The organism is Pseudomonas sp. SDO524_S393, from assembly GCF_054071875.1.
Map to the genome: position 1 here is coordinate 1 of NZ_JBSVVZ010000103.1, position 14,469 is coordinate 14,469.

Annotated in this window: 13 protein-coding genes; 4 read left to right on the plus strand and 9 right to left on the minus strand. The window is 62.0% G+C overall.

The genetic code is table 11. The features are described 5' to 3' along the window. Positions 1–129: 129 nt before the first annotated feature. From ilvD to ACW9IB_RS27840, 3 genes are all read right to left on the minus strand, one after another. Positions 130–1,971 carry a dihydroxy-acid dehydratase gene (ilvD, locus tag ACW9IB_RS27830; RefSeq protein WP_457416468.1) on the minus strand — a complete coding sequence of 614 codons (1,842 nt, stop codon included), beginning with the start codon at positions 1,969–1,971 and terminating at the stop codon, positions 130–132. Between the two features lie 236 nt (positions 1,972–2,207). Beyond that, positions 2,208–3,395, minus strand: coding sequence for an MFS transporter (locus ACW9IB_RS27835; RefSeq protein ID WP_457416470.1), 1,188 nt, complete (start codon positions 3,393–3,395; stop codon positions 2,208–2,210). A 208-nt stretch (positions 3,396–3,603) separates the two neighbouring features. Next, positions 3,604–4,800 carry a class I SAM-dependent rRNA methyltransferase gene (locus ACW9IB_RS27840; protein ID WP_457368013.1) on the minus strand — a complete coding sequence of 399 codons (1,197 nt, stop codon included), beginning with the start codon at positions 4,798–4,800 and terminating at the stop codon, positions 3,604–3,606. Between the two features lie 278 nt (positions 4,801–5,078). Between ACW9IB_RS27840 and ACW9IB_RS27845 the strand changes: the two genes are divergently transcribed. Beyond that, on the plus strand, positions 5,079–5,891 hold the full coding sequence (locus tag ACW9IB_RS27845) for an HDOD domain-containing protein (RefSeq protein WP_457368053.1): 813 nt from the start codon (positions 5,079–5,081) through the stop codon (positions 5,889–5,891). Between the two features lie 21 nt (positions 5,892–5,912). Then, entirely contained in the window at positions 5,913–6,725 is an 813-nt protein-coding gene (gene mutM, locus ACW9IB_RS27850) for a bifunctional DNA-formamidopyrimidine glycosylase/DNA-(apurinic or apyrimidinic site) lyase (RefSeq protein WP_457416472.1), read from the plus strand. 144 nt (positions 6,726–6,869) lie between these two features. Here mutM and ACW9IB_RS27855 read toward each other — a convergent pair whose 3' ends face one another. The 5 genes from ACW9IB_RS27855 to ACW9IB_RS27875 all read right to left on the minus strand — a co-directional run bounded on the left by ACW9IB_RS27855 (position 6,870) and on the right by ACW9IB_RS27875 (position 11,503). Then, complete coding sequence (locus ACW9IB_RS27855) at positions 6,870–7,121, minus strand: YfhL family 4Fe-4S dicluster ferredoxin (RefSeq protein WP_003195146.1); 252 nt, start codon at positions 7,119–7,121, stop codon at positions 6,870–6,872. Positions 7,122–7,224: 103 nt separating this feature from the next. Further along, the gene (gene coaD / locus ACW9IB_RS27860; RefSeq protein WP_003176711.1) at positions 7,225–7,704 is read right to left on the minus strand and encodes a pantetheine-phosphate adenylyltransferase; all 480 of its coding nucleotides are present in this window, start codon (positions 7,702–7,704) and stop codon (positions 7,225–7,227) included. A 114-nt stretch (positions 7,705–7,818) separates the two neighbouring features. Next, positions 7,819–9,414, minus strand: a complete 1,596-nt coding sequence (locus ACW9IB_RS27865) for a GMC family oxidoreductase N-terminal domain-containing protein (protein WP_457416480.1) — start codon at positions 9,412–9,414, stop codon at positions 7,819–7,821. A gap of 87 nt (positions 9,415–9,501) precedes the next feature. Then, positions 9,502–10,047: a twin-arginine translocation pathway signal protein gene (locus ACW9IB_RS27870; RefSeq protein ID WP_457416474.1), complete on the minus strand. Its 546-nt coding sequence runs from the start codon at positions 10,045–10,047 to the stop codon at positions 9,502–9,504. 28 nt (positions 10,048–10,075) lie between these two features. After that, positions 10,076–11,503 (minus strand): coniferyl aldehyde dehydrogenase, encoded by a 1,428-nt coding sequence (locus ACW9IB_RS27875; RefSeq protein WP_457368016.1) that lies wholly within the window; start codon positions 11,501–11,503, stop codon positions 10,076–10,078. Between the two features lie 144 nt (positions 11,504–11,647). Here ACW9IB_RS27875 and ACW9IB_RS27880 point away from each other — a divergent pair, with 144 nt between their 5' ends. Further along, on the plus strand, positions 11,648–12,319 hold the full coding sequence (locus ACW9IB_RS27880; protein WP_176996783.1) for a TetR/AcrR family transcriptional regulator: 672 nt from the start codon (positions 11,648–11,650) through the stop codon (positions 12,317–12,319). Between the two features lie 33 nt (positions 12,320–12,352). Beyond that, entirely contained in the window at positions 12,353–13,207 is an 855-nt protein-coding gene (locus tag ACW9IB_RS27885; RefSeq protein ID WP_457416476.1) for a sulfurtransferase, read from the plus strand. A gap of 64 nt (positions 13,208–13,271) precedes the next feature. Here ACW9IB_RS27885 and ACW9IB_RS27890 read toward each other — a convergent pair whose 3' ends face one another. Continuing rightward, complete coding sequence (locus tag ACW9IB_RS27890; protein WP_457416478.1) at positions 13,272–14,267, minus strand: hydrolase; 996 nt, start codon at positions 14,265–14,267, stop codon at positions 13,272–13,274. Positions 14,268–14,469: the final 202 nt, after the last annotated feature.

Below are 14,469 nucleotides of genomic sequence, written 5' to 3' on the forward strand. Positions count from 1 at the left end.
TGCATGTGTTGACTGACACTCCGCCTTCGCGAGCAAGCCCGCTCCCACATTTTGATCCTCAGCACCCTGAAGGTTTCTTCAGGCAAAAAAAATGCCCCGCACCTGGCGGGGCATTTTCATGGGTGAAGCTTACAGACCGTCGAGCATCGCCTTGTTACGCACGGCACCCTTGTCGGCGCTGGTGGCCAGCAGGGCGTAGGCCTTCAGCGCGGTGGTGACTTTGCGCGGGCGCTTCTCCACCGGTTTCCAGCCTTTCTTGTCCTGCTCGGCACGGCGTGCGGCGAGTTCTTCGTCGCTGACCAACAGGTTGATCGCGCGGTTCGGAATGTCGATCAATACCTTGTCGCCATCCTGCACCAGGCCGATCGCGCCACCGGCAGCCGCTTCCGGCGAAGCGTGGCCGATGGACAGGCCCGAAGTACCGCCCGAGAAACGGCCATCGGTCAAAAGGGCACAGGCTTTGCCCAGGCCCTTGGATTTCAGGTAGGACGTCGGGTACAGCATCTCCTGCATGCCCGGGCCGCCTTTCGGGCCTTCGTAGCGGATGATCACGATGTCGCCGGCCTTCACTTCGTCGGCGAGGATGCCGCGTACGGCGCTGTCCTGGCTTTCGAAGATCTTGGCGTTGCCTTCGAACACATGGATGGACTCATCCACGCCGGCGGTTTTCACCACGCAGCCGTCGAGGGCGATGTTGCCGTACAGCACGGCCAGGCCGCCTTCCTTCGAGTAGGCGTGCTCGACACTGCGGATGCAGCCGTTTTCACGGTCGTCGTCCAGGGTGTCCCAACGGGTCGACTGGCTGAACGCGGTTTGCGTGGGGATGCCCGCCGGGCCGGCCTTGAAGAAGGTGTGCACGGCTTCGTCGTCGGTCTGGGTGATGTCCCACTTGGCGATGCCTTCGGCAACGGTCTTGCTGTGCACGGTCGGCAGGTCGGTGTGCAGCAGGCCGCCACGGGCCAGGGAGCCGAGGATCGAGAAGATCCCGCCGGCGCGGTGCACGTCTTCCATGTGGTACTTCTGGATGTTCGGCGCGACCTTGCACAGTTGCGGCACGTGACGGGACAGGCGGTCGATATCGCGCAGGTCGAAATCGATCTCGGCTTCCTGGGCGGCGGCCAGCAAATGCAGGATGGTGTTGGTGGAACCGCCCATGGCGATGTCCAGGGTCATGGCGTTTTCGAACGCCTTGAAGTTGGCGATGTTGCGCGGCAACACCGACTCATCGTTCTCGCCGTAGTAGCGCTTGCACAGTTCGACGATGGTGCGGCCAGCCTGCAGGAACAATTGCTCGCGGTCGCTGTGGGTAGCCAGTGTGGAACCGTTGCCCGGCAGGGCGAGGCCCAGCGCTTCGGTCAGGCAGTTCATCGAGTTGGCGGTGAACATGCCGGAGCACGAACCGCAGGTTGGGCAGGCGCTGCGCTCGTATTCCGCAACCTTCTCGTCAGAAGCGCTGGAATCGGCGGCGATGACCATGGCGTCGACCAGGTCGAGGCCGTGGGAGGCGAGTTTGGTCTTGCCGGCTTCCATCGGGCCGCCGGACACGAAGATCACCGGGATGTTCAGGCGCAGGGCGGCCATCAGCATGCCGGGGGTGATCTTGTCGCAGTTGGAGATGCACACGATGGCGTCGGCGCAGTGGGCGTTGACCATGTACTCCACGGAGTCGGCGATGATTTCGCGGCTCGGCAGGGAATACAGCATGCCGTCATGGCCCATGGCGATGCCGTCATCCACGGCGATGGTGTTGAATTCTTTCGCTACGCCGCCGGCGCGTTCGATCTCGCGGGCGACCAGCTGGCCCAGGTCCTTGAGGTGGACGTGGCCGGGTACGAATTGGGTAAACGAGTTGGCAATCGCGATGATCGGCTTCTTGAAGTCGTCATCCTTCATCCCCGTGGCGCGCCACAGTGCGCGCGCGCCGGCCATGTTGCGGCCGTGGGTGGATGTTTTCGAGCGGTAATCTGGCATGGAGCACTCCGGGCGGCTAATCACTTACTAATCAGGTGCAAAGGGGAGTGAGCTTCTATTGACGTCTGGAACACTCAGAAATGGCCGTGTGTCCGGAAGTTGCCACTCGCGTCGCGGGATCGCCGCTTGCTTGGGCCTCGAGCTCATAAACCCGCCGGGGGATGACTGGCGATGAATAGCGTCGATTCTACACCGCTGGCGCCGGGAGGGAATGGCCGCAACCGTGAAGATAGCGCTTACAGGACGTGTGGCGGGCGGCGTGTCCAGGCATTCAGTGCGATGCCGGTGGCACTCATCAGCAGGAAGCCAAGCGGCAGCACCGTAGCCAACTGCGCGCCTGACTGGCTGACCAGCCCGCTGATCAGTCCCCCCGAGACAAAAATGATCACGTTACCGGCCGCCGCGCTGGTACCGGCATTGCCTGGAAACAGTCCCATGGCGCGCGATGAGGATATGGGCCGGGTGATGGTGGTACCGGCGGTGCACAGAATCATCGGTACGATCACCGACACCACGCTCAGCCCCGAGAGACCATGGAGCAGCAGCATCAACACGGCGGCCAATGCGATCAGACCCAGCCCGGCCACGATTTGCGTATCGCCGTCCATCCATCGATTCATCCAGCCTGCGGTCATGCCACCCAGCACATAGGCTGCGCCGTACAGCAGCATTACCAAGGAAAACTGGTACGGCGTCAGGGCCAATTGCTCCATCAGAATGATCGGCGACACCACGATGAACGAGAAATGGCAGGCAAAGGCCAATGCCGAGATCAGCCAGTAGCTGACAAAGCGCCGGTCAGAGAACACCCGTGCGTAGGCCCGAAAAATTCCCGTACGCACCGCCGGGGCGGGCGTCGTGCCGTCGAGCAGTAACCATGCCTTGAGCACCAGTACCAGGGCGATGGCAATAAACACCTGAAAACTGCCGCGCCAGTCCAGCCAGGTTTGCAGCCAACTGCCAAACAGTGGCGACACCGAAATGCAGACGCCACCGGCTGTCACGATCGCGATGCGCAGCCGTTCCTGTTCCTTGCCTACGAAGAGGTCCTGCACCAGTGCCTGGGACAGCACGAAACTGCCGCAACCTATCGCCTGCACTACCCGGAAAAACAGAAACCAGGCGTAATCCTCGGCAAGCGCACACCCGGCAGCGCCGAGCGCGGCCACCGCCACACCGACTATCAGTAGCCTTTTCCTTCCCAGATTGTCGGACAGCGGCCCGATCAGCAGCAGGGAGCAGGACAATCCGATGGAAAACAGGCTGATGGACAGGGCGATGTCCGATACCGCCGTATCGAAATGTGCGGCCAGGGCGGGAAACGAGGGGAGTATCACGTCCAGCGGGAATACGCCGAGTACCGTCATGGTCATCAGCAAGAAGATGGCCGCTGTCTTGCGGGCGGGGGTGGCGAGGGTGGTCATCGGGGCAAAACTCAGTCCTTGAGCGAGGACGCAGAATTGATGTGAGGAGGGGGAAAGTCAATGCTCAGGAGTTTTGGAAATAGGCATGACGCAAAACCCTGTGGGAGCTGGCTTGCCTGCGAAGACGGTGTGTCAGCCAGCATTTTCTTCGGCTGACACGACGCCTTCGCGGGCAAGCCCGCTCCCACAGGTTTATCCGCGCCAGGGTTTAGCTATTCGGCAACAACCGGCACGTAATGCTCTTGATATACCGCGTCTCGACAATCGCCGGGTGCACCGGATGGTCCGGGCCCTGGCCGCCGCGTTCGAGCATCTGGATATTGCGGTCCAGGTGGCGGGCGCTGGTCAGCAGGATGTTTTGCAGATCATCTTCCGGCAGGTGCATGGAGCACGAAGCGCTGACCAGGATGCCGTCCTTGCTGAGCAGGCGCATGGCTTGCTCGTTCAGGCGGCGGTAGGCGCCTTCGCCGTTTTTCATGTCTTTCTTGCGTTTGATGAAGGCGGGCGGGTCGGCGACGATGACGTCGAAGCGCTCTTCGGCGGCCTTGAGTTCCTTGAGGGCTTCGAACACGTCGCCTTCGATGCAGGTCATTTTCTCGGCGAAGCCGTTCAGCGCGGCATTACGCTCCACGCCATCAAGGGCGAACGCGGAAGCGTCGACGCAGAACACTTCACTGGCACCGAAGGCGGCGGCTTGCACGCCCCAGCCGCCGATGTAGCTGTACAGGTCCAGCACGCGCTTGCCTTTGGCATACGGTGCCAGGCGGGCGCGGTTCATGCGGTGGTCGTAGAACCAGCCGGTTTTCTGGCCGTCGATCACCGGGGCTTCGAACTTCACGCCGTTCTCTTCCAGCGCGACCCACTCCGGCACCAGGCCGAACACGGTTTCGACGTAACGGCCAAGGCCTTCGGCGTCACGGGCGGCGGAGTCGTTCTTGAACAGGATGCCGCTCGGTTTGAGTACCTGGGTCAGGGCGGCGATCACGTCGTCCTTGTGGGCTTCCATGGTGGCCGAGGCAATCTGCACCACGAGGATGTCGCCAAAACGGTCGACCACCAGACCCGGCAGCAGGTCGGAATCACCGTAGACCAGGCGGTAGAACGGCTTGTCGAACAGGCGCTCGCGCAGCGACAGGGCCACGTTCAAGCGGTGCACCAGCAGGGACTTGTCCAGCGGCAACTTGATGTCGCGCGACAGCAGGCGCGCGCAGATCAGGTTGTTCGGGCTCATGGCCACGATGCCCAGCGGCTTGCCGCCGGCGGTTTCCAGAACGGCCTGGTCGCCTGCCTGAAAACCGTGGAGCGGGGTGGCGGCCACGTCGATTTCGTTGCTGTAGACCCACAGGTGGCCGTTGCGCAAACGACGATCGGCGTTGGCTTTGAGACGCAGGCTTGGCAGGGACATGACGTCGCTCCGGAAAAAAGAGCGGGAGTATACCTGTTGCAGCACGGTTCATGTGGGAGCGGGCTTGCCCGCGATGCAGACGGCGCGGTGTATCAGACGTACGGCGGTGCTGTCATCGCAGGCAAGCCAGCTCCCACATTTGACCGGGTTTCAATCGGGGTTTTGAGGTGTCGGTCAGCTTCCGATAGGGGTTAGAATCGCCGCCTAGTCCAGAGTATGTGCTTATGTCCCAAGAGCTTTCCGCCGAGCAGATCCAGCAGGCCCTGCAAGGCATCAGTGTGCCGCCCCAACCGCAAATCATGGTGGATTTGCAGATGGAGCAATACATGCCCGACCCGGACCTGGAGGTGATCGCGCGGCTGATCGCCCAGGACCCGGGCCTGTCCGGCGCCTTGCTGAAAATCGTCAACTCGCCGTATTACGGCCTGAGCAACAAGATCGCCTCGATCCAGCGCGCCGTGAACCTGCTGGGCAGCCGCTCGATCATCAACCTGATCAACGCCCAGTCGATCAAGGGCGAGATGAGCGACGACACCATCGTCACCCTCAACCGCTTCTGGGACACCGCCCAGGACGTGGCCATGACCTGCCTCACCCTGGCCAAGCGCACTGGCGCCCAGGCGGTGGACGAGGCTTATGCCCTGGGCCTGTTCCATGATTGTGGCGTGCCGCTGATGCTCAAGCGGTTTCCCGATTACATGACCGTGCTGGAAGAGGCGTATGCCAATGCCGGCGCCGATTGCAGGGTGGTCGATACCGAGAACAACGCGTTCAACACCAACCATGCGGTGGTCGGCTATTACACGGCCAAATCCTGGCGCCTGCCGGAGCATGTGACCGACGCCATTGCCAACCACCACAACGCCCTGGCGATTTTCAGCGATGAGTCGTCGCGCAATTCCCAGCTGAAAAACCTGCTGGCGATCCTGAAAATGGCCGAACACATCTGTTCCTCCTACCGCGTGCTGGGCAACCAGGCGGTGGACCACGAATGGAATGCCATTGGCCATCTGGTGCTGGACTACGTGGGCCTGTCGGACTACGACTTCGAAAGCATGAAGCTGTCGATCCGCGAACTCGGCGCCCACTGACCCGTTATTCAAGAGGTAGACATGCCAGAGTTGCCAGAAGTCGAAACCACTCGCCGTGGTATTGCACCGCACCTGGAAGGCCAGCGGGTCAGCCGCGTGGTGGTGCGTGAGCGGCGCCTGCGCTGGCCGATCCCGGAAGACCTCGATGTGCGCCTGTCCGGGCAACGCATCGTGCTGGTGGAGCGGCGGGCCAAGTACCTGCTGATCAATGCCGAGGTCGGCACCTTGATCAGCCATCTGGGCATGTCGGGCAACCTGCGTCTGGTGGAGGTCGGCATGCCGGCGGCCAAGCACGAGCATGTGGATATCGAGCTGGAGTCGGGCCTGGCCCTGCGCTACACCGACCCTCGGCGGTTCGGTGCCATGTTGTGGAGCCAGGACCCGCACAATCACGAATTGCTGATCCGCCTGGGGCCGGAGCCGTTGACCGACCTGTTCGACGGTGAGCGACTGTTCCAGCTGTCCCGTGGGCGTTCGATGGCGGTCAAGCCGTTCATCATGGACAACGCGGTGGTGGTGGGTGTGGGCAATATCTACGCGACGGAAGCGCTGTTTGCGGCGGGCATCGACCCGCGCCGCGAGGCGGGCGGCATTTCCCGGGCGCGTTATTTGAAGCTGGCGATCGAAATCAAGCGCGTGCTGGCCGCCGCCATCGAGCGGGGCGGCACCACATTGCGCGACTTTATCGGTGGCGATGGGCAGCCGGGGTATTTCCAGCAGGAACTGTTCGTCTATGGCCGTGGCGGCGAGGCGTGCAAGGTGTGCGGGACCGAGCTGCGCAATGTGGTGCTGGGGCAGCGGGCGAGTGTGTTTTGCCCCAAGTGCCAGCGCTGATCTTGTGTGAGTGCTGATGCCGTCTTCGCGAGCAAGTCGAATCGTCGCACCGCAGCTCCCACATTCGACCGCATTCTTATGTTGGAACTCGGGTTAACTGTGGGAGCTGGCTTGTCGGGTCGCCGCATCGCTGCGATGAGGCCCTCAAGCCTTGCCGGTAATCTTCCGGTATTTCTCCATCAGCTGCTCTTCCGTCTCCGGATGGGCTTCATCCAGTGGAATGCAGTCTACCGGGCACACTTGCTGGCATTGAGGTTCGTCGTAGTGGCCGACGCACTGGGTGCACAGGTTCGGGTCGATCACGTAGATCTCTTCGCCTTGGGAAATGGCAGCGTTCGGGCACTCGGGTTCGCAGACGTCGCAGTTGATGCAATCGTCGGTGATGATCAGGGACATGGAAACTCCTGCCAGGGCCGTCAGCCAAGGCATCTGAAAAACTAATGCGCGCAATTGTGCCGCATTGGCGCCCGCAGTGCGAGCAGGCGCCGATTGAGCGGTCTTACTTCTTGAAGCGCAGGGTCAGGGCGTCGGCCACGGCGGGGTGCACGAACTTGGTGATATCGCCGCCCAAAGCGGCAATTTCACGCACCAACGTCGAAGAAATGAACGAATAACGCTCCGACGGCGTGAGAAACAGGCTTTCCACGTCCGGTGCCAGTTGGCGATTCATGTTGGCCAGTTGGAATTCGTATTCGAAGTCCGACACCGCGCGCAGGCCGCGCAGGAACACATTGGCGTTCTGCTCTTTGGCGAAATGCGCCAGCAACGTGGAAAAACCCACCACTTCCACGTTGGGCAGGTGTTTGGTGACCTCACGCGCCAGCTCCACGCGCTGTTCCAGGGGAAACAGCGGGTTTTTCTTGGGGCTGGCTGCGACCGCGATGATCACATGGTCGAACAGGCGAGAGGCGCGTTCGACCAGATCGCCATGGCCTTTGGTAATCGGGTCGAAGGTACCTGGGTACAACACTCGGTTCATCGCGTCGTCCTGGCGGAGTCCGTTGGGGAACCGGATGGTATCGCAGCCAATCCGGTCGGCCAAGTCAACTTATGCAGAAGAAAGCCGTATAGACACCCTGAATACCGAGTTTTTTCACGCTGTTTTCAGACGTTCGGCCAACGCGGTCGCCAGTTGCGCGGTCAGGCCATACACCGACAATTGCGGGTTGGCCCCAATGCTGGTGGGGAATAACGAGCCATCGTGGATCGACAGGTTGCGCAGTTGGTGATGGCGACCGAGGCTGTCGGCCACCGCATTTTTCGGGTCTTCACCCATGGCGCACCCGCCCATCACGTGGGCACTGCCCAGGCAGGTGCGGTGCAATTCCAGGTTGAGGCCTTCGATCAGCGTGCGGGCTTCGGCCAGGGTTTTCACGTAGCGCGCATCGTGGTGCAGGGGCTTGACCGACTTGGCGCCCGCTGCGAACTGGATCTCGGCCATGCTGTGAAACGCGCGGCGCAGGCCGTCCCAGGCGTAGTCCGAGACTTGATAGTCGAGTACCGGCCTGCCGTCTGCGCGCAATTCCACGCTGCCGCCCGGGCTGTCGGGGTGGAACCCGTCGCGCAGCAACGCCAGCATCGCGTGGGTGTTGGGCAACTGGCTCATGTCCAGGGCGTTCCGGGTGCCATAACCGCCAAGCAAAGTGCTGGCCAGCGCAGGATGTAAGGGCGGAGCCTCCAACTTGTACGACATTTTGCCGGTGGTACCGTCCTGCCACTGGAAATGGTCGGAGTAGATCGACTGCGGCGCGCCATAGAACGGGTTGATCACCTCGTCGAACAACCCGGCGGAGAAGTTCACCAGGTGCAGGAAGGTGCGTTTTCCCAGACGCTTGCCCGGGTCGGGCGCATCCGAGCGCATCAGCAATGCCGGGCTGTTGATGCCGCCGCCCGACAGCACGTAGTGCCTGGCTTTCACTGTGATCTTGCGTCCGGTCGGTGCCACGCATAGCGGGTCCATGGCCACGCATTCCAGGCTGGTGATCTGGTCGCCGCTGAATTTCAGACGTTCGGCGCGGGCCAGGTAGAGCAATTCCCCACCCTTTTCCAGGGTGGACGGGATGGTAGTCACCAGCATCGATTGCTTGGCGTTGACCGGGCACCCCATGCCGCAGTAACCCAGGTTGAAGCATCCGCGCACGTTGCGTGGGATCACGTGCCAGCTGTAGCCCAGCTGTTCGCAGCCTTTGCGGATCACATCGTTGTTGGCATTGGGCGGCAGGGCCCAGGGCGCGATGCCCAGGCGCTGTTCCATTTTTTCGAACCAGGGCGCCATCTCGGCGCTGCTGTGGCCCTTGACCGCGTATTCGCTGGCCCAATGGGCGAGGGTGGCGTCCGGGGTGCGGAAGCTGGAGGTCCAGTTGATCAAGGTGGTACCGCCCACGGCGCGGCCCTGCAGGATAGTAATCGCGCCATCCTTGCTCATGCGGCCGATGCCTTCCTGGTACAGGCTGGTGTAGGCCTCGTCTTCGAGCAGCTTGAAGTCGCTGCTGGTCTTGAGCGGACCCTCTTCGATCAGCAACACCTTGTGGCCGGCGGCACTGAGAATTTCGGCGGTGGTGCCGCCACCGGCGCCGCTGCCGATGATCGCCACGTCGGCTTCCAGGGTGAGGTCGCTGTCGAGGGTGGCGCCATTGTGGGTTTTCCAGCCACGGGCCAGGCCGTCGCGGAAAGGATCGGGTACGGGCATAGACATGCACTCTTATTTTTGTACGAAGTTACCGTCACTGTGGGAGCTGGCAAGCCAGCTCCCACATGTCTGATTGGGTTATCAACGCTAGATTTTGGGCGGCCCGGGGTAACCGCAATGGGCCCAGGAAGCCGGCTGGAAATACCAGGCCATGATGACCAGCTTGAGCAGCGAGCCCTGGCCCATGCGCAGCAGGTTCAGGTAGCTGTTTTCCCAACGGTTCAGGAAGTGGCGGATCTGTTCGGCAGTGGCGTTTTCCCAGCTACCCCAGATGCCGGTCAGCGGGCCCCGGGTGACGGCCATGCCCAATACGTCGAACAGTTGCTGGGTGAGCTTGAACATCTCGGGCGACAAGCGTTGCAGGCTGAAGTCGAGCTTTTTCAGGGTGTCTTCGATCCCCGCGACCACTTGCTCGGTGCTGGCCACGCCTTCCAGCAGCACCGGAATCACCGCGCGCAAGAACGGCAAATCACTGCTGCGCAGCATGGCAAAACCGCTGGCCGGGGTGCTGCTGGAGCAACCGCTCAGGCTCGCGCCCAACCCGGCGGTGGCCAGGAACGCGCTGGCGCACAGGCCGATTTTGAGGACGCCGCGCCGCGACAGCGCAGGTGTTTCGGTCAGGCTTGGGTTCATTGTTATTGTTATCCCGAGGGTGGTGGTTTCAGCGCACGAACAGTTTCTGGATCAATTTCTGGATCGATTTGCCATAAGGCGGGTAGATCAATTTCGCCGCATTCAGACGTTGCTTCACCAGCACACCCTTGGCCTTGCTGAAGGTCAGGAAACCTTCATGGCCGTGGTAATGGCCCATGCCCGAAGGGCCGATGCCACCAAACGGCATGTCGTCCTGGGCCACGTGCAGCAGGGTGTCATTCAGGCACACGCCACCGGAGTGGGTTTCGTGGAGCACACGATCCTGTTCGCGTTTGTTGTAGCCGAAGTAATACAGGGCCAGCGGGCGAGGGCGCTGGTTGATGTAGGCAAATGCCTGGTCGAGGTCGCGATACGGCACGATCGGCAGCAGAGGCCCGAAGATCTCGTCCTGCATCACGGTCATTTCATCGCTGACGTTCAGCACCAGGCTATGCACCATGCGCCGTGCCTGGCCTTGTTCATGGAGCGGGATCAGGGTGGCGCCCTTGTCAGTGGCGTCCTTGGCGTAGGCGGTGAGTCGGGCCAGTTGTCGCTCATTGATGATGGCGGTGTAGTCCGGGTTGTCGGCCAGGGTCGGATAAAACCCGCGAATGGCCTGGGCGTACGCTTCGACGAAGTCATCGACACGGGCTTCCGGCACCAGCACATAGTCCGGTGCCACGCAGGTTTGCCCGGCGTTCAATGCTTTGCCGAAGGCGATGCGCTCGGCAGCGTCCTTGAGCGGTACATCCGCCGACACGATGGCCGGCGACTTGCCGCCCAGTTCCAGCGTGACCGGCGTGAGGTGTTCGGCGGCCGCACGCATCACGTGCTTGCCGATGCTGGTGGCGCCGGTGAACAACAGGTGATCGAAGCGCAACCTGGAGAACGCCATGCCCACTTCGGCTTCGCCCAGCACTACACACACCAGGTCCTCGGGGAAAATCCTGGCCAGCAGCGCCTTGAGCAACTCGCCGGTGGCGGGGGTGGACTCGCTGAGTTTGAGCATCACCCGGTTACCGGCGGCCAGGGCGCCCACCAGCGGGCCGATGGCCAGGTACAGCGGATAGTTCCAGGGCACGATCACCCCGACAACACCCAGGGGTTGATAGATGACTTTGGCTGACGCGGGCTGGAAGGCGATGCCTACGGCGCGTCGGGAAGGTTTCATCCAGCCCTTGAGGTGTTTGCTGGCGTAGTGGATGCCATGCAGGCTCGGCATCAGTTCGGCGAACAGGGTTTCGTCTGCGCTGCGATGGCTGAAGTCCTGGCTGATGGCGTTGATCAACGCCTCACGTTCGTCGCTGAGCACATCGCGCAATGCCTTGAGCCACTGCTGGCGCTGCGCCGCGGGTGGCATCGGGTTGGCGGCGTAGGCGCGACGCTGGGCGTCGAACAGGTCCTGGAGTTGATCCAGCGCCTGGGAATCTTGCAGGTAGGCAACGTTGGCAGACATGGCGCAGTTCCCGATTGTTATAGGTCTGCGTGAATTTTTAGAGTCATTACTCTAGATTGTCAAATGTCATTACACCTACGTGCGGATTTATCCTGACGGGGATAGGCCGTAAGATGGCCCATCACGTGTAAAGAAGCTGATCCCATGGCACCACGAGTAAAGACCAGCGAGCGTATTGTGCAAACCAGCCTGGAGCTTTTTAACCAGCAGGGCGAGCGCAGTGTCAGCACCAACCATATCGCCGCCCATATGGAAATTTCTCCGGGCAACCTGTACTACCACTTCCCCAACAAGCAGGCGATCATCGCCGTGCTGTTTCGCGAATACGAAGCCTTGGTGGACAGTTTCCTGCGCCCGCCCCAGGGCCGTGCGGTGACTGTCGAAGACAAGCGCTTCTACTTGCAGGCCGTGCTGGCGGGCATGTGGCGCTACCGTTTCCTGCACCGCGACCTCGAACACCTGCTGGAAAGCGATCCGGAACTGGCCACCGGCTATCGGCGCTTTTCCCAGCGCTGCCTGACCCAGGGCGGAGCCATTTACCAAGGGTTTGTCGATGCCGGCATTCTTAATATGGACCCGGTGCAAACCGAGGCCCTGACCCTCAATGCCTGGATCATCCTGACTTCCTGGGTGCGTTTCCTCTGTACCACCAATGAAAACTCCACCCATTTGAGCGCCGAGGCGATCAAGCGTGGTGTGTATCAGGTGCTGGTGCTGGAGGCCGGTTTCGTCACGCCCCAGGCGAAGGAGGCGGTGGATGCCTTGTTCAAAGAGTTTTACGTGCCGTTGAACCAGGCACTGGAAGAAGTGAAGTAGGACCTTTCCCGAATCTGTTCACAGGAGTCCGTCATGCCGCTTGCCCAACTGATCAGCCCCCAGCAACTGGCCGAGCGCCAGTCACGTGGCGGGCTGGTGATCCTTGATTGCCGCTTTGCTCTGGAAGACCCGGACTACGGGCGTTGCAGCTACGCCGAAGGGCATATCGACGGTGCGCAATATGCCGACCTGGAGCGTCACCTCAGCGGCCCGGTGACCAAGGGCGTGACCGGTCGTCACCCGTTGCCGGCGGCGGATGCGTTGGTGCGACAACTGCGGGCCTGGGGCATCAACGCCGACACCGATATCGTGCTGTATGACGACGGCCCCGGTGCATTTGCTGCCCGCGCCTGGTGGTTGCTGGTCTGGTTGGGCAAGCGTGATGGCGTGTTTATCCTTGATGGTGGCCTCAAGGCCTGGCACGCCGCCGGGTTCCCGTTGAGCCTGGATGCGCCGGTGATCGAGCCCGGAACCTTTGCCGGTACGCCGGACAATCGCTTGCTGCTGGACGCCGAACACCTGCAAAAGCGCCTGGGCCAGCCGGGCCTGACCTTGATCGATGCGCGCGCCCAGCCGCGTTTTCGCGGCGAAGTGGAACCCATTGACCCGATTGCCGGGCATATCCCTGGCGCCCAATGTGCGGCGTTCAACGAAAACCTGGGCAGTGATGGCCGCTTTCTGCCGGCTGACCAGCTCAAACAGCGTTTTGCCGGCCAACTGCAGGGCCGTTCGCCGGAAGACCTGGTGGCGTACTGCGGTTCAGGCGTGACGGCATGCCATAACCTGTTCGCCCTGAGCCTGGCGGGGTATCCGTTGGGCCAGTTGTATGCGGGGTCCTGGAGCGAGTGGATTACTGATCCGACGCGTGAAATCGCTACAGGCGACTGAGCGGCTTGAGGTGTCAACCCAATCAAATGTGGGAACAAGCAATGTGGGCTTGCTCCCACATGTTTTAACCGCGTTGTGTCAGCAACCACTGGGGAATACGCCGCTCCAGGTAATAACCCGGGCGCTTGAGCGAACCGTCGACAAACCCCACGTGCCCGCCCTTGGCCAGCAGCTCGAATTCAGTGCAGGCCGATAGCTCGCTGGCCTCGGGCAGGCTGCGGGCGAACACGAACGGGTCGTCGTTGGCCTGGATGATCAGGGTGGGCGTGCGGATGCTCCCTAGGTAATAGCGGCTCGAGGCGCGGCGGTAGTAGTCCTCGGCGCTCAAGAAACCATGCAGGGGCGCGGTTACCCGGCCGTCGAAATCCCAGAACGTACGCATCTTGTCCAGCGGCCCCAGGGCTTCCAGGGTCTTGAGCCCGTCGGCCTGGCCATCCTGTAGAAAGCGGCGTTGCTTGACGCGGATGTACGCGAGCATTTCACGCATGAAGTGCTTCTGGTAGACCCGCGAAAAACCCAGGCCAATGCGGTCGGCACACTGGTCCAGCCGAAACGGTACCGACACCGCCACCGCGCCCTGCAGACCGGACGCCTGGCCGGTTTCCCCCAGATGCTTGAGCAGCACATTGCCGCCCAGCGAATAACCCACCGCATACAGCGGCGCCAAGGGGCGTTTGGCGTGCAGGTGGGCAATCGCCGCCGCCAGGTCTTCGCTGGCCCCGGAGTGGTAGCTGCGCGCCAGCAGGTTCGGTTCCCCCGAGCAGCCACGCCAGTTCAACGCCGCGCTGGCCCAGCCTTGCAAGGCGAGGGCCTTTTGCAGGCCGGCGACATAGGGCGAGTTCGACGAGCCGGTCAGCCCATGCAGCACCAGCACCAACGGCGCTTGCGCGTCATGCGGGCCATGCCAGTCGAGGTCGAGGAAATCGCCGTCTTCCAGCCACAGGCGCTCGCGTTGGCGGGTGAGGTGCGTGGTGGGGCGCCACAGCGGGCCCCACAAGGTTTGCAAGTGAGGGTTGCCGAGGCCGAAGGCGGGGGTGAACAGGTCGGCGGAAGGGGTCATGACATTCTCTGGTTCTGTAGCGAGCAAGCTTTTTGTAGTGAGCGGGCTTGTCCCGCGCTGGGGCGCGAAGCGGCCCCCTCAAGAACATCGCGATTACCCGCTCAGAACGGGGTAGCAGGTTTTGGGGCCGCTTCGCAGCCCAACGCGGGTGTAGAACCGGACACATCGTTTACATCTGAAACCGGAGACATCGTTTACACAT